General features: G+C 61.8%; 18 protein-coding genes and 1 tRNA gene. 10 read left to right on the top strand and 9 right to left on the bottom strand.

The window, feature by feature from the left end; translation table 11 throughout:
• The first annotated feature begins 394 nt into the window (after positions 1-394).
• On the top strand, positions 395-676 hold the full coding sequence (locus ACWTU9_RS31410; protein WP_454590295.1) for a hypothetical protein: 282 nt from the start codon (positions 395-397) through the stop codon (positions 674-676).
• Between the two features lie 250 nt (positions 677-926).
• On the top strand, positions 927-1,571 hold the full coding sequence (locus ACWTU9_RS31415; protein ID WP_454590294.1) for a Crp/Fnr family transcriptional regulator: 645 nt from the start codon (positions 927-929) through the stop codon (positions 1,569-1,571).
• 226 nt (positions 1,572-1,797) lie between these two features.
• Here ACWTU9_RS31415 and ACWTU9_RS31420 read toward each other — a convergent pair whose 3' ends face one another.
• Positions 1,798-2,613 (bottom strand): LuxR C-terminal-related transcriptional regulator, encoded by an 816-nt coding sequence (locus ACWTU9_RS31420; RefSeq protein WP_455861707.1) that lies wholly within the window; start codon positions 2,611-2,613, stop codon positions 1,798-1,800.
• 675 nt (positions 2,614-3,288) lie between these two features.
• Between ACWTU9_RS31420 and ACWTU9_RS31425 the strand changes: the two genes are divergently transcribed.
• The 8 genes from ACWTU9_RS31425 to ACWTU9_RS31460 all read left to right on the top strand — a co-directional run bounded on the left by ACWTU9_RS31425 (position 3,289) and on the right by ACWTU9_RS31460 (position 12,203).
• Positions 3,289-5,022, top strand: a complete 1,734-nt coding sequence (locus ACWTU9_RS31425) for a polysaccharide biosynthesis/export family protein (RefSeq protein WP_455861708.1) — start codon at positions 3,289-3,291, stop codon at positions 5,020-5,022.
• Positions 5,023-5,358: 336 nt separating this feature from the next.
• On the top strand, positions 5,359-6,501 hold the full coding sequence (locus ACWTU9_RS31430; RefSeq protein ID WP_455861709.1) for a GNAT family N-acetyltransferase: 1,143 nt from the start codon (positions 5,359-5,361) through the stop codon (positions 6,499-6,501).
• Positions 6,502-6,627: 126 nt separating this feature from the next.
• Positions 6,628-6,712: transfer RNA gene (locus ACWTU9_RS31435), tRNA-Asn, on the top strand.
• 101 nt (positions 6,713-6,813) lie between these two features.
• Positions 6,814-7,386 carry a 4'-phosphopantetheinyl transferase family protein gene (locus ACWTU9_RS31440; protein WP_455861728.1) on the top strand — a complete coding sequence of 191 codons (573 nt, stop codon included), beginning with the start codon at positions 6,814-6,816 and terminating at the stop codon, positions 7,384-7,386.
• 201 nt (positions 7,387-7,587) lie between these two features.
• Positions 7,588-8,616: a TubC N-terminal docking domain-related protein gene (locus ACWTU9_RS31445; protein WP_455861710.1), complete on the top strand. Its 1,029-nt coding sequence runs from the start codon at positions 7,588-7,590 to the stop codon at positions 8,614-8,616.
• A 32-nt stretch (positions 8,617-8,648) separates the two neighbouring features.
• Positions 8,649-10,667, top strand: a complete 2,019-nt coding sequence (locus ACWTU9_RS31450) for a non-ribosomal peptide synthetase (RefSeq protein ID WP_455861711.1) — start codon at positions 8,649-8,651, stop codon at positions 10,665-10,667.
• Positions 10,668-10,708: 41 nt separating this feature from the next.
• Complete coding sequence (locus ACWTU9_RS31455) at positions 10,709-11,881, top strand: acyl-CoA dehydrogenase family protein (protein WP_455861712.1); 1,173 nt, start codon at positions 10,709-10,711, stop codon at positions 11,879-11,881.
• A gap of 103 nt (positions 11,882-11,984) precedes the next feature.
• Positions 11,985-12,203 (top strand): hypothetical protein, encoded by a 219-nt coding sequence (locus tag ACWTU9_RS31460; protein WP_454590286.1) that lies wholly within the window; start codon positions 11,985-11,987, stop codon positions 12,201-12,203.
• Between the two features lie 177 nt (positions 12,204-12,380).
• Here ACWTU9_RS31460 and ACWTU9_RS31465 read toward each other — a convergent pair whose 3' ends face one another.
• From ACWTU9_RS31465 to ACWTU9_RS31500, 8 genes are all read right to left on the bottom strand, one after another.
• Positions 12,381-13,529, bottom strand: coding sequence for an acyltransferase family protein (locus ACWTU9_RS31465; protein ID WP_455861713.1), 1,149 nt, complete (start codon positions 13,527-13,529; stop codon positions 12,381-12,383).
• Between the two features lie 259 nt (positions 13,530-13,788).
• The gene (locus ACWTU9_RS31470) at positions 13,789-14,628 is read right to left on the bottom strand and encodes a class I SAM-dependent methyltransferase (protein ID WP_455861714.1); all 840 of its coding nucleotides are present in this window, start codon (positions 14,626-14,628) and stop codon (positions 13,789-13,791) included.
• 13 nt (positions 14,629-14,641) lie between these two features.
• Positions 14,642-15,979: a lipopolysaccharide biosynthesis protein gene (locus ACWTU9_RS31475; RefSeq protein ID WP_455861715.1), complete on the bottom strand. Its 1,338-nt coding sequence runs from the start codon at positions 15,977-15,979 to the stop codon at positions 14,642-14,644.
• Positions 15,970-17,247: a glycosyltransferase family 4 protein gene (locus tag ACWTU9_RS31480; protein WP_455861716.1), complete on the bottom strand. Its 1,278-nt coding sequence runs from the start codon at positions 17,245-17,247 to the stop codon at positions 15,970-15,972. Before ACWTU9_RS31480 ends, ACWTU9_RS31475 begins: the two co-directional genes overlap by 10 nt.
• A 14-nt stretch (positions 17,248-17,261) precedes the next feature.
• Positions 17,262-18,020: a hypothetical protein gene (locus ACWTU9_RS31485; protein ID WP_455861717.1), complete on the bottom strand. Its 759-nt coding sequence runs from the start codon at positions 18,018-18,020 to the stop codon at positions 17,262-17,264.
• The gene (locus tag ACWTU9_RS31490; protein ID WP_455861718.1) at positions 18,007-19,968 is read right to left on the bottom strand and encodes a hypothetical protein; all 1,962 of its coding nucleotides are present in this window, start codon (positions 19,966-19,968) and stop codon (positions 18,007-18,009) included. The genes ACWTU9_RS31485 and ACWTU9_RS31490 overlap by 14 nt, the downstream gene beginning before the upstream one ends.
• An 8-nt stretch (positions 19,969-19,976) precedes the next feature.
• Entirely contained in the window at positions 19,977-21,122 is a 1,146-nt protein-coding gene (locus ACWTU9_RS31495; RefSeq protein ID WP_455861729.1) for a glycosyltransferase family 4 protein, read from the bottom strand.
• A 5-nt stretch (positions 21,123-21,127) separates the two neighbouring features.
• On the bottom strand, positions 21,128-21,922 hold the full coding sequence (locus ACWTU9_RS31500; RefSeq protein ID WP_455861719.1) for a glycosyltransferase family 2 protein: 795 nt from the start codon (positions 21,920-21,922) through the stop codon (positions 21,128-21,130).
• Positions 21,923-22,336: the final 414 nt, after the last annotated feature.

A 22,336-nucleotide genomic window follows, 5' to 3' on the forward strand; every position in this document is an offset into this window, starting at 1 on the left:
CGAGCATCTTCTACCACCTGGTGACGGCGTTGATGCAGTATCTGGACAAGACTGGAGGACAGGTCGAGCCTTTCCCGCTGCCTGCTTTGCATAGGGGCGAGACGGTTCCGAAGCAAATTTACGGCTGACCGGAACTGGGCCGCTTTCCTCGACGGCGGATTCCCGCCGCCGGCTGTGACCCCGGTGATGCTCCGAGGGGTAGGGGAAGTGGTAGCTAAGGCGAATTCGGTATCCCCTTCCCCTGTGTCGCGGCTGCAAACCGGGATAGTATGCTTATAAGAAATGCCTAAAAGAGAGCATCGAACGCCCCCAATCCTGGAACGCTGGTCAACTCGTCGAGGCGTCGTACATTTGAGCCTGTGAACCTTCTTCTCCGAATGGTTGAGACGCAACTATGGCAAAAAAAAAATCGCGTGCCAGACCCAGCGGTGATCTCCTGAGACTGCTTGCTACCCAGCCCAGAGCGGTTGCGCTTGCTGCCCTGCACGTGAGTGAATCCGTGCTGTTGGAACTCGAAGCATCCCATCTGTTGTCAGCAGCAGAGATCAGAGGATTGCTCAAGGACGCTTCAACGACGCTACGCAATGCCGCCGATCAAGTCGACAACCGCAGCTGTGCCGTTGCCAGCGAAATAGTCGAGTCCATGCGGGAAAATTTCAAGAGAAACAAAGCCTGACCAGTGCCCGGAACGATGTCAAATCGTGGCTTCGGCAAGCAAGCCCTGGAACCACTGCAACGAAAAGTGGCGATCACGACGCCTTGCACCCGAAAGTTACCATTGAACGGGTACTCTTCGCCTCAAATCTGATGTACATAGCATCGAGGGGAAAGGAATTTGGGCGGGGTTCTAAATGACTTATGCTTCACGTCCCCCTTTGCGCGGAAGTGAAAATCGTCCAGCGTACGTCGGACTCAACGACGACGATATGGCACTTATCAAGGCACTGGGGTTCACGCCGAAGCGCTACCCAGCCGAGACGGTGATCGTCAGTCAGGGCGAGGCCAGCGATCGCGTATTCATAGTCGAGTCAGGCTGGGGTTGCATTTCTCATGAGCTCGCGGGCGGGCAGCGACAAATTCTGGATTTTGCACTGAAGGGCGACATCGTCCTGCTTCAGGCCCCCGCAGGCAGCGCTCTTGAAACGTTTGTGGCTCAAACCGAACTTCTGGTGTTGGTGGCTTCGAGCAAGACATTTACCCTTGCCGCCATGAAGTCTCCTCATCTTTTCTCCCTTATTCTCGAAACGCTCGTGCACCACGGGGCAGTTGTCGCTCAGCATCTCACCAATGTAGGACGACGCAGCGCCTTGGCGCGAACGGCGCATCTGTTCCTCGAACTGAGGGCGCGGCTGGAACGAACAGGCTCCGTCACCCGCAACAGCTATGAATGCCCTCTCACCCAGTACGATCTCGCGGACGCTCTCGGCCTCACTCCGATTCATGTCAATCGAATGCTGCGGGAACTGCGCGAGCGCAAATTGCTTGAATTCCGCCAAGGCCATGTTCGCGTGCTCGATCAACCTGGGCTGACGAAGTTTGCCGGATTCGAGCAGGAATACATCGAAAGTTGAGGCATATCGGCCTCGGCGCCGGCTAACAACCTTGATAACGGCGCCCTTCGCACGACGAGAACATTCGTGTGCGGTGTTCCGGCCGGTCGGAGAAGCATCGGACGGGGTCCATATCCGCCACGCGTTGGCGATCAACGGCCCGGCCTTGCCTCTCCCCATGTCGCCGATTTGGCAGGCGCAGCTCTAGCTTGCACACCAAGCCGGCCTGCTCAGAACGAGGAGGCGGTCACATCGGATGAAGCGTTCTCGAGTGGTACCCCTTTTGTGATTCAATTCGCTCTTGCGGATCACGAGAGGGCTGAACTGCGATCTTTTCGTTCGTTGAGAGCCCGTTGCCGGACTCGGCAGTGAGCACGCCATGATTCATCGCCCAAACTGCTGCCTGGGTACGGTTGCGCACCCGAATCTTCCGGAGGATTGCCTTGACGTGTACTTTCACCGTAGCTTCGGCGATGTTATTTTTGCGCGCGATGGTTTTGTTAGACTCACCTTCGACTAAGCAACGCAGAATACATTTTTCTCGATTTGAAAAAGTTGATAGCTCCCTATCTTCTTTTTCTGCTTTATGATCGCCGTTTGTCAGATGATAATTTGCCAAATCATATTTCACGTCAAGCCTAATATCTTGGATAAACGTCGACGGTTGTGCGGGAATTACTGTCTGCCCAAGCATAACTAATTCGAGCGCCTTGATGAAGGTTTCGTGGGCAGCGATTTTTGTCAAATATGCGTCGGCCCCCGCGCGAAAGGCTGAAACTATATCGTTCGATCGACAGTGCTCAGCTAGCGCAACGACATGGCTGGCCGGATAAACTGCTTTAAAGTCTGCAATTTGTGCGAATCCAGTATCCGCATCAGGACTGTCGACATCTATGATGAGCAAGATGGGCCGCTGCTGTGGTAGCGCCTTCTGCAGAAGATCGTAAACACAAGCCGCGGAGGAAAGAATACGAAACTTTTCTGCATTTAGGATTCGAATAAGGCCCTCTCGGAGTAACTCGCTCGGCCCGACAAGCACTGTTGCAAAAGACTGTCTTGTCATCATAGCCTCCTGTGATCTGCGACGCTTGATATCCCTGTGGCCCGAGTGATATTCGGCGCTCCGCGCGCCAAACCGCTATAGCCCACCCGTATACCTTACGCTGGGAAACCTCGCGCCAAGATACCCTCCTTAGGCGCCCAAATACCCTCTTTAGGCGTAGGGCAGCATCGTCGAGGGCTATCCGGATTCTCAACCCAAAGCTTGGATCGGGTTTGCGGGTAAGTGTCCTAGATGGTGCTCGGCTCATCCTCCAAGGTTTGGATGATGAAACGGGAAAGGCCCACCTGTCCTGCGAATGCAAGTCTAGGCCGCAGAGGTTCGAGACGCCCCGTCGATAGACCGATATTTGCGGCTCGGCGCCGCGTTCGATCGCCCTGTCTCGTTCGCCATTCAGGGTTCTCCTGGCAGCACATTATTCTGCTCATTTAACGAGCTCGCCCAAGACGGTGTTTATCCGGAAGGAGTGCCCACAAAGAGATAGTTGTGCCGCCGTAGGTGAAGCGGCACGATACGGCAGAGCCTGGCTCGGCTCGATCAGTTCGGGACGGGGACGGGACGGCATCATTCAAATAGCGAAAGACAGGCGCAATGGCAAAGACAGGCGCAATGGCCGTGGACACAAATTCTAATTCCGAACCGGCCACTTCCTCGTCACAAGCGCCCCGCCGGCGGAAAATGAAGGCAGTCCTGCTTGTCCTCGGAATTTCCGGGGCCGCCGCGTTGGGGGCTGTCAAAAACTGGGAGGCCATTAAGGATGCCTCCGGACCAGCGATGCAGAAGGTCGAGAATGTCTTCGGAGCCGCGGCGCAGAAGGTCGAGGATGTCTCCGGAGCCGCGGCGCAAAAGGTGTCTGCTGCTATCGATAGCTGGCAAGATCAACCGGTTCAAGCCACGGCCGAACCCTCCCGCGCGATCGTGTTGGGACCGGATGCGGCGGCCGTGACGTTGGTCGAAGGGAGCGCCGCCCCTGCCGTCCGCACCAGTGCCGAGCGCCCAAAAACCCTCAGCACGGGACCGGATGCGGCGGCCGTGACGTTGGTCGAAGGGAGCGCCGCCCCTGCCGTCCGCACCAGTGCCCAGCGCCCCCTCAGCACGGCGCCAGACGTGCCAACCGGAAGCCTGTTCGGCGTCGGGGACCGCCTCAAGGTCGTGTTCTACGAGCGCGTCGACGTCGAAGAAGACAAATGGGGGGGCGGGTCCTCAGCCTCGGCCCTGCGCGGTATCGTGCAGCGTCCGGAGCTGAGCGGCGAGTATACTGTCCAAGAGGACGGCACGATTTCCGTGCCCTTGCTTGGCTCCATTCCGGTCGCCAACCGGTCGGCGCAACAGGTACAGGCCGACCTGGAGGATACCTTAGAACAACTGCTGGGCCGCCAAGGACTGGTCAACATCCTGTCGCTGGAGCGCTCGCCCATTTACGTACTGGGGCCAGTCAAGAATCCGGGCTCGTTCAAGTACGCGCCCGGAATGACGATCCTGCACGCCATCGCGCTGGCCGGCGGCCTCGACCGGGGCCAGGGCGAGCCGTGGCAGAAGATCGAAGCCGTGCGTGAAACCCAGAGGCGGGGCGGGGCGATCGATGCAATTTCGAAGTTGCTCGCCCGCGTGGCGGTGCTGAAAGCCGAGCGCGACGGCACGGCGCCCAAGATCCCGCGCCAGTTGCTGGAGTTGGCCGGCGCGACTGAAGCCGCCAACCTCGTCAGCGAGCAGAGCGACCGGCGCAAGGCCGTCGCCACGACCCGCAAGGATCGCGAGCGCACGATCCTGCGTGCACTGGAGGCGGCCAGGCAAGATGTTGCCGCGTATGGGCGCATGGACTCCCTCGACGAACTCGTCAGGCTGCGCGAGGAGCGCGTCAACAGCATGCGCACGCTGGTGAACCGCAACGTTCTCAGCATGACGGTGATGGATCAGGTCCGGAGCGAGTTGTCCGACGCGGAACAGCGTCGGCAGGATGCCCTCAACCAGTACGCGATGGCCAAGCAGCGCCTCGCTTCGCTGGAGGCTGAGGCGTTGCAGACCCAGGCCGACCTCAGGAACGATCTGGAGGTTGAGATCGAGTCCACGGAGACCCAGATCGCGGCCAACATGCGCGACTTGAACGCCAGCGAAGGCATCCTGGACACGTTGCCGATGACCCGCGCCCAGGCTGTGAACGCGAACAGCGTAACCTATCAAATCGTGCGGCAATCGGCAGCCGGGCCGGTCAGCATCGAGTCCCCCGGGATGACCCTGTTGCAGCCGGGCGACCTCGTCAACATAATCGTGGCCGAAGGCGAGCCAGACGCGCTGGGCGGTTCGCCGGTCCCGACCTCGTCGCCGACCGGCGAAAGCTCCTCGGCCGGGTCCACTCTCAACGATGCAGGGCCTGGCAGCGAGGTGGCGGAGCAGCCAATCGGTCCGAATTGATGCCCTGCAAGGAAACTGTTCTGCACGGCATGGTCTGCGTGGATGAACTGGTGGGCCGACTTGGGAAGCGCGCACAATGATCACTCGCCAACAGCTTGAACCGTTTCACGAACGGGCATGTCCGCCTCCGCCGAGTTCGAACTATGGCTTGGACTGCCCCCCGTGGGTAGTCAGGAATAGGGTCTTCACTTCCCGCGGCGGCGATACGAAACTTCTCCAAACAGGGCAAACCCCGAGCGCTCCATGGCTGACCAGCAGCGCGCCACGAGGACAGGAGTTCGTGATGTCTCAGTCATCAGTGCACAACCCAATCGTGCGGCTTCAGTAGGACAAGCCATGCGCCAGGATACGGTTATCGATGTTACCGTGGAGGCCTTGCCGGACATCGCGAGACTTGAGACCATTTGGAAGGAGCTCGAAGCCCGAGCAACTCACTCATTCTACCTGTCCTGGCTCTGGATCGGAACTTGGCTGCGGCATCTGCCGGGGGGCGCGCAACCACATGTTCTGGTCGCCCGGACGTCAAGCAGAATCGTTGGGTTGGCGATTATTTGCCGGCGGAGCGCGTGGAGTTTCGGGCCACATGCGCGGGCGCGTTGGCTACTCAATGAAACCGGCGATGTTCGTTTCGATCGATTGTTTATCGAGTACAACAACATTCTTGCGGAGCGATCCCTGGCCGATGCCACCAGGGTGGCATGCCTCGAGGCCTTAGCGCAGCACTTGCGCTACTCTGACCAGCTGGTGCTCTCCGGAATTGATCCGGACTTCGAGCTGGCCGCTTGTCGCACCGCGGGCCGGGCCGGGCTCCTTACCGATGTGAGAGCGGACGATACGGCGCGGTGGATTGATTTCGCCAAAGTCCGCCGGAAAGGCGGAAATTTCCGCGCCACCTTGGGCCGCAATACTCGGCAGGCGGTAAGCCGCGCCATGCGGTTATATACTGAACGCGGCCCGATTGCGTTCCAGACTATGGAAGTCACGTCGGAGGCGCTCGCCGCGTTTGATTTGCTCGCCGAGCTTCATCAGGCGCGGTGGGGACGCAAGGGCGCCTTTGCCAATCCGAGCTTCCGTCGATTTCACGAGGACCTCATTTCACTCGGAGTTCCCGCCGGGACCGTCCGCATCTCGCGGACGTTGGCTGGGGCGCAGACAATTGGGATCTTGTACAATTTCGTGCATGACGGCCGCGTCTACAACTACCAAAGCGGCTTTCTCTATGAGCGCGACGGCCGGCTCAAGCCCGGCCTTATCAGCCATGTTCTGGCTATTGAGGACAGCATCGGACGTGGCGATTGCAGCTACGATTTTCTGGCAGGGTTCTCCGGGCACAAGTCGCACCTGGCCAATGCGGAGCATCCCATGAAGTGGATCGCAATAAGCAGAGACGGCCCGGAGCGTCGCATCGAGGCAAAGCTGCGCGGTGCCAAGCGGGTGCTAGGGACCATTGCTACGAATGTGAAAGAGGCCGTGGCTTGAGGTGTCAACCAACAAAAAGGAACTTCTGCATCAAGTGTCTGGGGCAGCTTCTTGGGCCGGCGAACGGCGGGCTCGTCCCTTGGGAAGGCGAGGAGGACTAGGAGGCTGGATCGGTCTAATCTATGTTTCAGCGTGGCGGAAATGGTAGACGCACCGCACTGTTCAGGCGACGCCGAAAGGCTTGTAGGTTCGAGTCCTACCGCTGGAGCCATAGATTCTAAGCCCTTTCCAACCTTTTTGGATAAAGTCGAGCTGAGACCCGAGATCATAATGCCGGTTCTCGAGAATGATGGTTTGGAGGTCCTGGCACTCATGCTCGATGCGGAGCAGAACGTCATCCGCGAGATAGGTGTTTGCCTCAACGAAGAGGAACGTCGGCGCGCCGAGGGGTTGAGACTGGAGCGGGACCGCCGGCGCTTTGTCGCTACCCGTGGGCAACTGCGCCGGGTCCTCGCTTCCAAACTGAGAATCTCGCCATCCGACGTCGAACTAGAATATGGGCACCTAGGCAAACCACGCCTCTCGCACCGCATGCCTGCTCGCGATTTGTGCTTCAGCGTCTCACGATCCGGAGATGTCGCGGTCGTCGCCCTCTCGACCAGGCAGGAGGTCGGGGTGGACATCGAGGCAGTTCTCCCTGTGCCCGAAGCGGACGAGATCGCAGCGCTCTGCTTTTCCGCCTCCGAGTATGGGTCCTACACCGCCCTTTGTCCGGAAGACCGGCCGGAGGGCTTCCTCCGGCGCTGGACCCAGTTGGAGGCTATCTCCAAGGCCCTGGGGTGCGGCTTAGGACAGCCCTTTTCCTGGGATGAAGGGGATTGGGCTGTCCGTAGGTTTGTACCGAAACCTGGGTACATCGGAACGGTGGTAGTCCGGAATTGGTAGTCCGGAATTGAAGTGCCCGCGGTGCCATCATTCGCTTACGATGCACTGTGGATAAACGAGGGCACGCAAGTTCATTGCAGCGCTCCACTCACATGTCCCGGGCGCACGGAGAAAGAGGCGGCGGTTTCATCGGTGAAACCGTCGTGCTGGGGAGTTGGGATGCGGGTCGTGAATCATGAAGGCAGTGGTTCGGGAGGCCCTATGTCGGCGGACGTGATGCAGATCCCAGAGCTTCTCGCAAACCTCGCGGTCAAGGACATCAAGGTCTGGGTAGAGGGCGACCGGCTGCGGTGCAACGCCCCAGTTGGCACACTGACGGCGGAGTCTTCCGACCAGTTGCGGAACCGGAAGGGCGAAATCATCGCGTTTCTGAATATGGCCACGGCGGCGGCCCGGCAACAGCCTGCAATCATTCCCCTGCAGTCTCGCGGAACACGCACGCCCATTTACGCCGTACCCGGGCATGTCGGCGCGCCATTCTCATTCTCGGACCTGTCGAAGCACCTAGGCGGCGATCAACCGTTTTACGCACTCCAGCCGTCTGGCTTCGATGGGCAGAGTGAGCCGATGGACCGCGTCGAAGATATCGCCAAGTACTTCGCCCGCCAGATCGTCGAATATCAGCCCACCGGTCCGTACATCATCGCCGGTTACTGCTCCGGCGCTGCAACCGCTTTCGAGCTGGCGAAAATCCTGCGTGGACGCGGAGCGGAGGTCCCATGCACCGCGCTCTTTGGCCCTCTTCACCCCACCACCTATAACAAATTGCCGCGTCTGCTGTATTTCTATGCTAGCCGTAGCGCCGACTCACTCCTGCGAGAGATGGCGAAACTGCCGACATTCGGTGCCCGTCTCCGATATTTCGGCAGTCGCCTCCGGAATCTCGGCGAGCGCGCCCTCGTGACTCCCGTTCGCAGAAGCAAAGAGCCTGTCACGACAGATCCGGTGCTGGCGAGCAGAGCTCGACTCAAATCCGCGGCGATCACGGCTTTGCGGCGGTACATTCCGACTCCGTATTCGGGTCGAGTATGCATATTCCTTCCGAACAAGGCCTGGATGCGATCGGGTGCGGCACCGCACCGATGGCTCCGAGTGGTGCCCCATGCCGAATTCTATTTCGGGCCCGAGGACTGCAACGATACCCGTATGCTGGAGGAACCGGACGCACCTGCCATCGCAGAGCTTTATCGCCAAGCAACCCAAAAAGCTGAACGATTTGACGTGATTTGATTTTTTGATTTCTGCTATCGGGAGCGCATCTCATGAATGAAGTCCTACCTATCGCGCCGGAGGGCCGAGCGCTTCTCCTGCTGAAAGATGCCGATCATCAGGCGCTGGTTGTCGAGTACAACGCCACGGCAGCGCCCTACCCGTCGGACAGGACGATCATCGATCTCTTCCTCGACCAAGCGATGCGTAATCCTGACGCCGAAGCGATCCGCTTCGGCGACGCAACGCTGACGTACCAGCAGCTCAACGAACGCTCCAACCAGATGGCCACGCATCTGAGCTCGGCCGGCGTGGGGCGGGGTCGGATTGCCGTTGTGTTCATGGAGCACTCCATTGAAGTCGTCGTCGCGATCTTAGGCGTCCTGAAGTCGGGCGCGGCCTATGTGCCGGTGGATGCGGCAACACCGAAGGGGCGTCTCGCAACAATCCTGAAGGACATTGCCAACGGGACCGACGGGCGGGCGCCGGTGGCGATCACCCAAACGCGCTTGCAGTCCGCCATTTCCCCGAACCTTGCCGACATTTTCGTGCTCGACGCCGATTTCGGGTCGATTTTGAATCAGCCAGACTCGGCCCGACCGTCTGCTGCCACTCCGGACGGCGCCGCCTATATCATCTTCACCTCAGGCTCGACAGGTACGCCCAAGGGCGTCGTGATCGAGCACCGGAACCTGGTGAACTACATCTGGTGGGCCGCTCGGATGTACAGTTCCGGCGAACGTCTCGCGTGGCCCCTTTTCTCATCCCTCGCCTTCGACCTGACCGTCACGACGCTCTTCACGCCACTCATCACCGGTGGCCGCATCGTGGTCTATCTTGGTGATCCCGGAATCCAGAGCATGGTCGTCCTCAAGGTCATCGACGACAATGCCGTCGATATTATGAAGCTGACGCCGGCGCATCTCGCGATGATCCGCGACCGCAATCTTGGGACCACAAGGCTGCGCAAGTTCATCGTGGGTGGCGAGGACTTCAAGACCGAATTGGCTCGCGATATCACAGAAGCCATCCCCCATCCTGTCGAGATCTACAACGAGTACGGACCAACCGAAGCCACAGTGGGCTGCATGATACACCGTTTCGACATCGACCGGGATCAATCCGCATCGGTGCCGATCGGCGTTCCGGCCGCCAATGCGGGCATCTACATCCTCAGCAACGCACATCAACCCACCCCCCCCGGCACTATCGGTGAGATGTTCATTGCCGGCGACGGTCTCGCGAGAGGCTATTTCAATCGCCCTGACCTCACTGACGAACGTTTCCTCACGGCCATCGATCCCCGAGATCGGTTTTCGAAGCTGCGGCTGTACAAGACGGGCGATCTCGCCCGCTGGAACTCGGAAGCGCGCCTGGAATTTCTCGGCCGCGCCGATCATCAGGTGAAAGTTGGTGGCGCGCGTGTCGAACTGGGCGAGATCGAAGCGCGGCTTCTGAAGCACCCGCACGTTCATGAATGCGCAGTCGCTGCCATCGCCACCTCGGTGGTGAAACCAGCGACACAAATAATGGCCCAAATCGGCCATGTCGAACCGCCAGCGTTCGAAGACGGCATGGCACGACTTGTGGCCTACTATGTCTCGTCGAAACCTGTGACCGTGACGGACCTGCGCGCCCACCTTGCCGAAGAACTCATGGAGTCCATGATTCCGACACACTATGTTCGCCTCGAACGGATGCCGCTCACGTCCAACGGGAAGATCGACCGCGCCTCGCTTCCCGAACCGACGGCGGAAAACATCCAGCCTGCACAAGACTTCGCCGCTCCCTCGACGGAGACCGAGAAGACGCTGGCCGCGCTGTGGTGCGATCTCCTCAAGGTCGAGTCGATCGGGCGTGACGACAACTTCTTTGGCCTGGGCGGGCAGTCGCTCTTGGTGATGCGAGCGGTGTCGCGCATGCGAAAGACCTTCGGCGTAGATGTGCAGCTTCGCAATCTCTTCGAGCGCCCGACAGTGGCCGGACTGGCGGAAGTGATCGACGCAATGCGCTGGGTGGCCGATTCCAGAGCCCCTTCGCTCGAGGGACCGAGAGAGGAAATCGAACTCTAGCCTGTCGGACGGCCCTCCGAATGGCCTTGGGGCGGATGAAGATGATGGACAAAGCTTGGGTACCGTCGCGAGGACCGGGGCTGCCTTGGGCAGCGGGGGAGTATGAGCTCTTACGGGACCAGGTCCGCCGGTTCGTCGAGGAGGAGATCAAGCCCTGTGCGGATCGCTGGGAGGAGGAGGGATTCATTCCCCGTCCGATCCTGCGCCGCATGGGCGAACTTGGCTTCTTTGGCATCCGCTACCCGGCCGAGTATGGTGGTGCCGAGATGGACGCGGTTGCATCGACCGTCTTCGCCGAGGAGCTCGGGCGCTCGACCTATGGCGGCGCCGCCGATGCAATGCTGGTCCATAGCGACATGGCTTCCATGTATGTCTTTCACGACGGGACCAAAGCCCAGCGCGACCGCTGGATGCCGGGCATTATTAGAGGCGAGGTGATCACCGCGGTCGCCATCACGGAGCCGGATGCGGGCTCGGACGTGAAGGCCATCCGCACGCGCGCGCTCCGAGAGGGCGACTCTTACGTCCTCGACGGCACGAAGCTCTACATCACGAATGGCGTCCACGCGGATCTCTACTGCGTCGCCGCCAAGACTGATCCCTCGGCTGGAAGCAACGGAATCACGATGTTCCTCGTCGAGAAGGGCACGCCCGGCTTCAGCGTCGCCCGCGAGTTGGACAAGCACGGCTGGCGCTCCTCCGATACCGCAGAGCTCGTCTTCGACGGTTGCCGTATCCCCGCCGAGAACGTGCTCGGCGTGGAGGGACAGGGCTTCTACTCCATCATGCGCAACTTCCAGAACGAGCGCCTTGTCCTCGCGGCCATGGCGATAGGGACGGCCGAGGCGGCGATCGATATGACCCTCGCCTGGGTGAAAGCTCGCCGCGCATTCGGGGGCGCCCTATGGGACATGCAGGCGATCCGTCAACGTCTCGCGATGCTCTCTGCGAAGGTGGAAGCAAGCCGCCAGTTTCTCTATGCCACCGCTTGGCGCATGGCGGCGGACGAAGATTGCCTGCGCGAGATCTCGATGTCGAAGGCCATCTGCGGCGAACTCGTCAACGAGGTCGCCTATGCGTGTGTGCAGTTCCACGGCGCCATGGGCGTCATGCGCGAGAGTCCGATCGAGCGGATAACGCGTGACGCCCGCGTCCTATCCATCGCCGGCGGCGCGACGGAGGTGATGCTGGAGGTGGTCGCGTCGATGACGTGAGCCCGATGTCGCCGCCACATCTCGGGGGGCTGTCGGTTGCGACTGGGTTGGACATCCGGTGTGCCATTGAACGGCTCCCGACGAGGTGGCGACGGGCATGCACATGCGGGAATACGACTATTGCTCACTGCGCGCTCTGATGCTCCAAGCGGGCTTTCGCCTGATCGAGTTCCCGCTGGTGGTCGCCGGATATTGGCTCGCTACGCCGCCCTACCGGCTCCTGCGCGGTATCGAACTGGCTCTGCAACAGCTTCCGGCTCGGTTGCGGCGCAATCAATTGGCCGGCGTCCTGATGGGCATCACGGCAGTCGCCACCAAATAACAGCGCCGGACTTCAGGACGCGGGCGCGGCCGGGACTTAGCGGCGACTCCATCAGGTACCACGAGGTCGCTGGCACCGCGACGCTCAGGACCGCCGCGGTTCGAGAGGAGGCTTGGAGTCGCCTTAGTCTAGGAAGTTTTCGCCCTGTATCGGACATCTAAATTAGATTACGCCGGTTCACAGGTCCGGGCCGACATCCGACTGGGCTTTGACGGCAATTCCAGCCGGCTGCCCCTGCCGACGCGACTGATGGCCGGATTGGCCATACTCACGGCGAGCGGCGTCGCGTCCCTCCAGCACCCGCTCCTTCAGTTTGAGCAGCGGAGACTCCATTAGGTACCATGAGACGGTCGGAACGCACAGACTCAGCACGATGGCGATCAGCCCTTGAGCCCAAAGGGGAATGGTTCCGAACCGCTCGACGACCGCGCTCGATTGAAAAATCTTCAGGAAAAACACGTGCGTCAGGTAGATGCCATAAGAGATCTTGCCGACGAAGCGAACGAACCTGAAGCCGCTGAACCACGCGAGCAAGCCTGGCAGCTCCGCATCGGCGTCCACCACCAGCCATGCGAAAAAGATCCCGACCGTCAGATTGAAAGTGAGGTGCCGCAGGATGCCGTTGCCCGCGACGTACCACGCGAGGGACTGGAACGCGAGGCATGTCAAGCCGACCCACCACCAGCCCAGTCCGGGTCGGAGACGGCGTCCTTCCCTCGACGCGGCATAGGATAACGCGCCGATGAGCACACCCAACCCTAGGATCTCGAATTTGCCGAAGATCGAGAGCTCGAATGCAAACCGGTCGATCGGGGTGGCCAGAACCAACGTGCGCAACAGGAAGCCGGTTCCGATCAGGAATATCGCTACTCGCACGGCATCGCGCCCGGACAGCAGAACCAACATGGGCAGCAACAGGTAGAACTGCTCCTCCACGGCTAGGGACCAGAACACCAGCAGGGGACCGCCGGAAGCCGCAAGGTAATTGCTCGTGTAGGTGAGATGCCAGAGAATGAAGTCGTGAACCTCGGGCACGCCCAGCTCGAACAGGACCAGCAGGGTCAGATAGTAGGCCGGCATCAGCCGAACCGCGCGGCCGATGTAGAACCTGCGGATGACTTCGCCCGCAGGGGCTTGCTCCAGTCTGAACAGCAAGTTGCGCGTGATCAGGAAGCCACTCAGGACGAAGAACAGTTGGACCCCCAGCGCTCCCGCCCCGATGGGGAAGTGCGTTCTGACCCACGGCCCGCCGAAGTGCTCGACGCCGACGAGTCCGATCGCGATGGCCCGCAGGCCATCCAATTGCGGTCGGTAACCTTGTGCCATGACCGGTGTCTCCTCAAGTCTCAGATGGCGACGCAACCGCACATGCACCCTCGACGCTGACGGCCAGCGTCCAGCCCAGGACCAGGCCTTGAAGTCCGCAAAGATTCGCCCCCGCGATCAGTCGCGCACGCAGCATCCCACCACGCCAACGCGGGAGATGTCGTGAAGCCATCCTGCTCTCCAGTTCGTTTCAACTCGAATTCCATTCGTCATGGCTCGGCGGAGTGGAGCACCGGTCTTCGAAGCTGGGTGACGCCAGTTAAGTATAGCCGACGGGGCGGGTCGCTACGACCAGGGTTGAAACGCCGAATTTCCGCAAAGGCGTTTTTTCGATCCGTGGCATGAGCCGCCGGTAGGTCGATATCACGCTAGCCGGCAGCCATTGATAAAGCTCGAATACCGGCAGCACATAGTCGACCTTCTGTATCTCGAAACCCGCCGCAGCCACAATATTGCGCAATTCATGGGGCCAGTAGTTCCGTGCCGCCATAACGCGAGCCGACCACGAACTCGGCAGCCAAGGAAGCAGTGGAATAGGGAAACCGAAATTGCGGCCTAGAAACCGCATCCCATGGCCCTCGAATGGAAACCAGCGATTTGGACTCATCACGACCAGATGACCGCCGGGCCGCAGGACCCGCCAAATTTCGCGCAGCGTGGCCGCCTCGTTGGCGACGTGCTCAAGAACCTCATTCAACAATATCGCATCAACGGACGCATCCGGTAATGGGAAGTCGTCGGTGCAGCAGTGGTATTCGATCGCATCTGGCCGCCGATTAAGCTTCTCATCATTCACCAGCTTGCGAGCAATGGCCTCGTCGATTCTCGATCGTTCAGGATCGACACCAATGGCTTTCTGGGCACCCCAGGTGACCAGGGCCTCGGTGTAGCCGCCGTCGGCACAGCCGCAGTCGAGCCAGACTCCCTGCAGCAGTCCCAGGTCTCTCAACTTGCCGAGCCTGTAAGCAAGATTGCTTCCGACCGCGGTCGAGCTGCCGGGATGGGGGTAGCGTGGCGCAGTACGCGCGCGCGATAAAGAATTCTCGCTTCTCGCGATGGCCCGCAGGCCATCCAATTGCGGTCGGTAACCTTGTGCCATGATCGGTGTCTCCTCAAGTCTCAGGTGGCGACACAACCGGCGGCCCTTCGTGCACAGGGCCGGCGGCAGTATTCAGGTTCGTCGCGAAGGCCAAGATCAGGGCCGCACACGCACCCTCGATGCTTACGGCGAACGTCCAGCCCAGGACCAGGCCTTGAAGTCCACCGAGCTTCGCTCCCGCGATCACGAAGCACAGCTCCAGCAATCCACCAAGCGCGAACCAGCTAGATGCCTTGCGCATCCTGTCGCCCAACCGCGCCAGCGTGCAGGCATGAAATTTAAGCGTTGATCCCAGCAGACTGAAGCCGAGGAAGCGCAGGCTCGAACCGGCGATCTCAGGATAGGCCGGATTGAAGACCGCAAGGATCGTCTGCGAATAGGTGAAGATGAAGACGGCGCAGACCAGCGAGAAGAGCAATGACGCCATCACCGATAAAAGGATGTCGTGTCTGGATTGTTTCGGGCTCGCTCTCACTACGGGGAACAGGACCGTGGCCATGGCTGCGGGAATCAACGAGGCCATGGAGACCAACATCCATAAGCATACGAAGGCAGCATTGATGGCCGGCGACAGGAGAACCAGCACGAGGTAGGGCATGATGATGCCCGGGGCCTGCAAGGCCACGTCGAGCGCGTAGTGGTCGAAGACCTTCTTGCGGAGCGTTTGGAGCAGCTGGAAGTCGGGACGACCAACGAGGTGACGCGCACCGCCCCGCGTCAACAGGTCCACGCCGACGAGGGACGCCAGCAGGCTGGCCGCCCAGCTCAGAAGAAGTGCGGCATGAGAGGTGTAGCCGCCAAACGCGGCGGCGGCGATCAGCATCAGCTTCAACGTGCCGAATAGCACTAGCCGGATCATCCTGCCGGCGCTGCGCAGGTTGCCCAGGAATGCCTGGTCGGCCATGATGGCGAGAACGGTCAGACCGCAGCCGAGGACGAACGCAATACCCTCGAACCAGCCGCCGATCAGCGCGGTCGAGGTGTAGAAGCACGCATGCCCGAGGACGAACAACAAGGCCAGGCCGACCGCCAGGACCACCCCGACGCACGCTGCCGCGGCCACCAGGCCGCGCTCCTTGCCAGGATTGCGGACGATCTCGCCCACCAGCATGGTTCCGAGCCCCGCCTCCCCCAGCGTGCCGATAAGCCCCATCACGGACAGTAGCGCAGCGATGTTGCCGATCACCTCGGGCGGAAACAGCCGCGCCGCGAGCCACCAGTAGACAAACCCCAGACCGGCCGCTGCAGTCGATCCGATTGCTAGAGCGCCGGAATTCATCACGAGCGCGGCGTTCTTTCGAAGCTCTCGGCGCACGCGAATAATGGCCGTCCCGGCGCGGTCTACCGACATGATTGCTGTCCCGAACCTTGCTGCGCCGGCACCGCGGACCTGCCGGGGGCTGGGCGCAGGACGTCCCGGTAGACCTGCTCGATCCGGGCCACGACCGCCCCGGCCTTGAGGCGCTCGACCCTGGCCAGGCTTGTCGCCTCCAGGCGGGCGAGCAAGGCGCGGTCGTCAAGAAGTGTCTGCATTGCGTTGGCGAGGGCGGGCGCGTTGCCGCTCGGCACGAGAAGGCCTGTTTCGCCATGATCGACGAGATCGGGCATGCCGCCGATGTCGGTTGCAACGACTGTCTTGCCGGACGCCATCGCTTCCATGATCACTGTCGCGCAGGCTTCTGGCCCCACCGATGGCAGCACGCCGAACAGTGAGCGCCGCCATGCATGCATGATAGCGGAATGCGGCCACATGCTGAAGACTTTAACGTTCGGCGGAAATTCGGTTGGCGTATCGGCGACCCGGCGCCCGACCAGGACCAGCGGCGGCGCCCGCTCCAGGCGGGCATAGGCTTGCAGGAGAACGTCAATGCCCTTGAGGCGCATCATGTCGCCGACGAACAGGATGAAGCCATCCCGGGGCAGCTCCCGCAGGCAGGCATCTTCCGGACCAAGCACCCCGACATCGTCGGGCACGAAGTTGGGGATGACGTCGTAAGGCGCGCGGCCTTGGGTGAGTCCGGTGTGACGGGCCACCGCGTGGCTCACCGCGATGAAGCGGTCCACCACGCGGCTAGCGGCGAAGCTCGACGCCCAGTTGCCCAAGGTGGTCGCGGCTGCCTTCACCGCCCCGTAATGCCCCGTGGCGCAAGGCAGGCACTTGGCCGGCGCTGGGCCACTGCAGAGATGCACGCCCAAGTGCATGAAGTTCTTCTTGGCGCAGACAAGGCTGTAGTCGTGGAGCGTAACCACGAGGCGCGCCCCGCTCAGACCTTTTAGTGGCAGGAAGGACGCGTAAATCCAGTTATGGGCGTGAACGATATCCGGCTCCTCCCGGGCGACCAGCCGCTTCAGGGCAAGCACAAGTTCGGGATCCGGGAAGGGTGGTGCATGGCGACGCTCGGGATCGGTGTGGAGGCCCGACAGACGCTGGAGCGTGCCGCGCAGGCGATGCACGCGGACCGCGCCGTCCAGCTCGGTTTCGGGCGATCCGGGATGCATCAAGGTCCCGACGCTGACATGATGGCCCCGCTGCGCCAGCGCTGCGCCGAGATTGCGGACGTGCCGCTCCTCGCCCCCGATTACCGGAGGATAGAACTGCGATAGCAGCAGGATGCGCATGATCGAGCCTCGTTTCAGATACGCGGCACCAGCGTCGAAACGCTGCGATAGAGCCGGCTGTCTTCCGGTCGATAGAGCCGGGCCTCAGCCCTCTGGCGAGTTGCCAAGGCGGGCACCGGGATTTCTCGCGCCCAGGTGTCGCCCGGCGCGACGGCGACCGATCGGAAAACGGCCAACGGTTGCCCGTCAAGGGTGATTTCCAGGTCGAACCGCTGAGCTTGGGTCTCGGCGCTCCTGATGCCGACCGTGATCCGACCGGGCGCGCCACTGGCCGATGGCAACAACCAGAACTCCGTGTATTTGAATTCCCGATGGGCCGCTTCGTCCCGGACGGCCAGCGCATAGGCTCCGGTCGCCACAAGCACCGCTAGCATGAGCGCGGCCCCCTGCCAAAGCCGGAGCGGCGCCAGAGCCGGCCAGGCTGGCAGATCGGGAGTGTCGCGTCGGACGGCGGCCACCAGCGCCGCGGCGGTCGTCACCGCCCAGAACCACATCGCCCAGCCGAGCGGCGTAAAGAAGCCTGTGGCGTTCAGGGCAAAGCCCCCGGCGATCCCGACGGCGAAGCTTGCTCCGACCGCGTATGTGAGGTGTTGCGGTACTGAGGTGGTCCGAACGCCAATGGCCCGCAGCATCGAGTGGCCCGAGACGAGGAACACCATGGGCGCGCCCAGGAGGGTACGGAGGAACACGCTGTCGCTGACCGCAACGGCCGCCGCAGCGGCCGCCGCCCACAGGCACGCGGCCAGAAGGTCCCGCTTGCTAGGAATTCCCATGCAATCCCCTCACGTCATAGATGACGATCCAGCCGTTGTCGTATATGCGGGTGACGCCCTTGACGTCATTGAACTTGAGCAGCGCCGCGCCCGAGAGCGGTCCCTTGTGCGGGTCCCACGGCTGAAAGTAAAAGCCGAGCACCGGCGGAGCCGTGGTCAGGCGCAGGTCAATCAGCAGGAAATCGATGTCGCTTCTCGCCAAGGCCCAAAACTCGTCAGGCCCCAATGTCTCGGCCTCGAATATGCGCGCGGGATCAATGCCTTGGACGATGTCGACCCTGACGTCCTGCCGGCCGTAGCCAGCAAGCAGAAGGCGGTTGGTGCGGTCGGTGGTGAAGCGGTTGCCGGCACCGAGCCATTCCTCGGTCCAGCGCGCCGTTTCGATCCCCATCGGTTCGATCGACTCCTGATCTGCGGCCACCCTGTAGCGCCCATGGATCGGATTGAGCGAAGAGCTCATGATGCCGCCCAGGACGATGACCGTCAGAGCAACGGCCGGAGCGACGCGGCGCAACCCGCGTGGCGTGCGCCCTTCCCAGAAGTGGACGACGCTCACCGCGACGACCAGCCCGACGCCGATGAAAACGAACGTTCCCATGCGGTTGCCGATTTGCCATCCGGCGCTGGTCAGTCGGAAGGCCACCGAGACCGGAAACCCGAACGCCAACAAGGTGAGGAGTATGATGCGGCTGTCGTGCCAGCGGCGCTTGAGAATGTCCTGGATCGGACGCCAACCGGACCGCGCACCACTCGGCGCAGCCATGGCCAGCGACCGAAAGAATCCTGTTGCCAATCCGAGTGCCACCAGGAGGAGCGCGAGCAAGGTGGTCAGCCGCATGTAGAGGGCAATGTCCGGCACTCCGAGGTGCTCCAACGGTGGGGCGGGCCCCAGGATCTTCCTGAGCAATGCGTCGAAGCCGGACTCAATCACCGGGCCGAGATAGGCTGCGAGAGGGATGCCACGGGCCTGCACCCACAGCGACGGCAGGGCTATGGCGAGGATCGCCGCGAGGCCCACCGCAGTGCTGGTCTTGATACGCAAGGGGTCGTGCCGGCGCCAAGCCTCGAGCGCCGCCAGCGATCCGAAATAGAGGGCGGCGACGGCGGCCGAGAGGTGATGGGTGACCGCGAGGCTTGCCAACAGCAACGCAATCAGCCCGAGCGACTTCAACCTCGGTCGCCCAACGAGATCCTTGGACGCTGCTTCGACAGCGAAGGTCAGCACGCACAGCACAATGCCGAGGCTCTCGTAGGAGAACATCGAGTCGAACAGGAAGAAGGTTGAGCAGCCCATATAGGCCAGACAGGCGATGGCCGAGATGCGCGGCGATCCGGTGATGCTTTCGAAGAACAGAAACAGGGCACCGATGAACGTGCCCCTAAGGACGGCCAACAATAGAGTCCCCGCCACAAACAATGGCAGTCCCGTCAGATCGACGATCGCCGTCGTCAGGATCTCCAGGGCGGGATACGTAGGCCCGATCGGGAGAAGCGGGTTGGACAGGAATAGCCGCCGGGCCGAGATGAGATCCTCGGCTGCGATCCAGTGCAACAACTCGTCGTGACCGATGAAGCTCGTCGGGGAATAGACCATCTTGCAGTAGAACAGGGATTCGGCAAGCAGAAACAGAAAGAAGACGCGCTCACCCCGGGCTACCATCGGCCAAGCTATGCGAAGGCTGGTCGGGACGACCAGGAGGACGACACCGGACCAGAAGAATAGCGGCGCCACGTCATACCCCCGCCGCCCGGCGGCGTGCCCAGCCACGACCAGGAGTAGAGCCGCGGCGATCGTCAGGCACAGAACCGCGATCCATCCGGAGTTGGCCCGTTGCAGCGAGGCATCGGCGCTGCCGCCGCGAAGGTCAGGACCGATAACGGCCGAGACGAACCGTATCCCGGCCCGGAGCGGGTTGATCCTGGTTCCCGCAGTGAATTGAGCCGACATCATCAGCCTCATGCCCCCGTCGCAGGAGGCCACGACATCACCCCGCCGGGGGGCAATCGGACCGCGGATCGGTTGCTCAGGACATCACGATAAACGTCGTTCAGCGCTTGCGCGCAGGCATCCCAGTCGGGCAGCGCCAAATCCGGCACCTCCCGATGGGCCGCCAGTTCCTCGGCCATGGCGGCGGCCAGCTCTCCCGGACCGGCGTTGCACGAAATCGCCCGGCACAGGCCATTGGCGGCCAGCTCCCTCAGACCGGACGTGTCGCTGACGAGGACCGGACGGCGCAGCGACAGGGCTTCCATCACGGCGACCGGATGGGCTTCGTATTCGCTGAACAGCACGAACAGCGCGGCACTCGCCAGCAGGTCTGCCATTTTCTGCCGCTCGGATCCGGGGATACCCGCAATTGTGACCCGCTTCTCGAGGCCGAGCGTGGAGACGAGGCGCCGCAATTCTCCCTCGTACGGGCCTGTACCTACGATGTGCAGCCGCACGTCCGGTACCCGGTGGATCAGTTCGGGCAAGGCCGCGATCGCCCGGTGATGGCCCTTGTAGCGCTCCAGCCTGCCGCCCGAGACGATCAGGTGCGGATCGACCTTGACGCCGGGGCTAGGAGCCGGCATCGCGGCGCCGTTGGGGATGACCACAAACCGCTCCCGCGGCACGCCCATCCTCGAGCTGAAGAACTCGGCTTCGAATTCGGAGACGCCGATCAGCCGCGCGGCCCGGGCTACCAGCGGCCGGAGCAGCGTATGCTGGGTGCTGCGTACGGCGTTGCGCAGCCGGGAGGAATGCCCGCCGCTGTGGAAGGTCAGGACGAACGGCAGGTGCCCGCGGACGACCGCAAGCAGCCCGATCGGCGCCACGAAACTGCTGTAACCCTGGAAGTGGACCAGATCCCAAGCTCCGCGCCGGATCGCGGTGTAAATGCCGGGGGCCACATAGAGATCCAGCTCCCTTGGCCAGGCCGGCACCCGCCGCACACGCATGCCACGCACCTCTTCCTCAACCGGCAGATCCCCCGAGGGATCGGTGGTGAGCACGTCGACCGCGTGCCCACGCGCCACCAGGCGGGGACCGACCTCCTGGATGTGAGTTTCAATGCCGCCCATGAAGGGGTAGCAGCGAGCGGCAACCATCAGGATTCGCATCAAGCTTACCCGCCGTCATCACAGGCTGTCGCGCCTCGCCTGTCCTGTTGGTACACCCGCTCACGCAAGATGGTCTTGAGGACGCGCCAGCCGTCCGGGATGGCGCGCAGATGGCTCGCTCCACTGATGCGTGGAGCCTCGAAACTCGCCACCTCGACGATGTTGAGGTGGTTCTTCAATGCCCGTACGTTGATAAGGGTCTCTATCTCGAAGCCATCGCAGTCGCAATTCAGCGTGCCGACGTGCTTGGTCCAGAAGGCTATGTATCCGTAGCATAGATCGGAGAACCAACCGCCATAGAGCAGCCGCACGAACAGGGTCAGTCCCCTGTTGCCGAACATCCGGAACAGCGACATGTCGTCGGTACCGGCGCCCTGAATAAAGCGTGAACCCTTGACGAGATCCGCGCCGGCCATCAGCGCACTGACAAAGACAATCGCCTGCTCCGGGACCATGGAGCCGTCAGCGTCCAGCATGACAATGATGTCGCCCGTGGCGGCCCGGAATCCCGCTTGCAGTGCAGCGCCCTTGCCCAGCCGGGGTTCCATGACAACCTTCACGTCCGCGCGCAGGCGGCGCGCGACCGCGACCGTGTCGTCAGTCGAACGACCATCCACGATAATAATCTCATGCGCCCAGTCGGGGATGCGCGGCAGAAGCCAAGGGAGGTTCTCGGCTTCATTGAGCGTCGGGACGACAAAGCTCACTCGGGGCAGAGTCAGTGCTCGCTGCAGTGCAAAATCAAGCGGCTCGGGCGGCGATACGGCACCGACGTGGGCGAGATGGAGACGCTCATTCATGGCAGCGCTGTGAGGTCGATTGATGGGACCCAAGGGGCGGGCTGAACGTGCGCCAGGACTGCCGGTGTCGGGCGAGACGATGGGGCCCGTATACGAATTGACACTGCTGGGCCGAAGCTGTTTTGAGCAGCATACCGGGGGTCATGTTGTCCTTCCATGACCGATGAGCTCCCCGAAAGTCCGGTGCTCCCCATCGCGCGCACACAGATGCGCTGCCGGCCACAAATCATAGGGACCAGTTCCAATAACCGCCACATCCACGGATGTACTCCAACCATTTGCGGACCCCGGGCAAAATGAAATGAAGATGAGATGCAAGAAGATTGGTACGCTTGTGGCCGACCCTGAAAGTACGCTTGTGGCCGGCCCCTAAAGTTTTCGTTGTTGTTCGAGTATTACCGGTGAAGAATTGAA

The organism is Mesorhizobium sp. 128a, assembly GCF_053848025.1.

What these genes read in the sequence shown, in the direction of transcription:
- ACWTU9_RS31500 (WP_455861719.1), bottom strand. Translation starts at nt 21,922, where the DNA reads ATGAATGAGCGTCTCCATCTCGCCCACGTCGGTGCCGTATCGCCGCCC.
- ACWTU9_RS31430 (WP_455861709.1), top strand. Translation starts at nt 5,359, where the DNA reads ATGCGCCAGGATACGGTTATCGATGTTACCGTGGAGGCCTTGCCGGAC.
- ACWTU9_RS31445 (WP_455861710.1), top strand. Translation starts at nt 7,588, where the DNA reads ATGTCGGCGGACGTGATGCAGATCCCAGAGCTTCTCGCAAACCTCGCG.
- ACWTU9_RS31490 (WP_455861718.1), bottom strand. Translation starts at nt 19,968, where the DNA reads ATGTCGGCTCAATTCACTGCGGGAACCAGGATCAACCCGCTCCGGGCC.
- ACWTU9_RS31460 (WP_454590286.1), top strand. Translation starts at nt 11,985, where the DNA reads ATGCGGGAATACGACTATTGCTCACTGCGCGCTCTGATGCTCCAAGCG.
- ACWTU9_RS31465 (WP_455861713.1), bottom strand. Translation starts at nt 13,529, where the DNA reads ATGGCACAAGGTTACCGACCGCAATTGGATGGCCTGCGGGCCATCGCG.
- ACWTU9_RS31480 (WP_455861716.1), bottom strand. Translation starts at nt 17,247, where the DNA reads ATGCGCATCCTGCTGCTATCGCAGTTCTATCCTCCGGTAATCGGGGGC.
- ACWTU9_RS31475 (WP_455861715.1), bottom strand. Translation starts at nt 15,979, where the DNA reads ATGTCGGTAGACCGCGCCGGGACGGCCATTATTCGCGTGCGCCGAGAG.
- ACWTU9_RS31420 (WP_455861707.1), bottom strand. Translation starts at nt 2,613, where the DNA reads ATGACAAGACAGTCTTTTGCAACAGTGCTTGTCGGGCCGAGCGAGTTA.
- ACWTU9_RS31450 (WP_455861711.1), top strand. Translation starts at nt 8,649, where the DNA reads ATGAATGAAGTCCTACCTATCGCGCCGGAGGGCCGAGCGCTTCTCCTG.
- ACWTU9_RS31485 (WP_455861717.1), bottom strand. Translation starts at nt 18,020, where the DNA reads ATGGGAATTCCTAGCAAGCGGGACCTTCTGGCCGCGTGCCTGTGGGCG.
- ACWTU9_RS31415 (WP_454590294.1), top strand. Translation starts at nt 927, where the DNA reads ATGGCACTTATCAAGGCACTGGGGTTCACGCCGAAGCGCTACCCAGCC.
- ACWTU9_RS31470 (WP_455861714.1), bottom strand. Translation starts at nt 14,628, where the DNA reads ATGGCACAAGGTTACCGACCGCAATTGGATGGCCTGCGGGCCATCGCG.
- ACWTU9_RS31495 (WP_455861729.1), bottom strand. Translation starts at nt 21,122, where the DNA reads ATGCGAATCCTGATGGTTGCCGCTCGCTGCTACCCCTTCATGGGCGGC.
- ACWTU9_RS31425 (WP_455861708.1), top strand. Translation starts at nt 3,289, where the DNA reads ATGAAGGCAGTCCTGCTTGTCCTCGGAATTTCCGGGGCCGCCGCGTTG.
- ACWTU9_RS31410 (WP_454590295.1), top strand. Translation starts at nt 395, where the DNA reads ATGGCAAAAAAAAAATCGCGTGCCAGACCCAGCGGTGATCTCCTGAGA.
- ACWTU9_RS31455 (WP_455861712.1), top strand. Translation starts at nt 10,709, where the DNA reads ATGATGGACAAAGCTTGGGTACCGTCGCGAGGACCGGGGCTGCCTTGG.
- ACWTU9_RS31440 (WP_455861728.1), top strand. Translation starts at nt 6,814, where the DNA reads ATGCTCGATGCGGAGCAGAACGTCATCCGCGAGATAGGTGTTTGCCTC.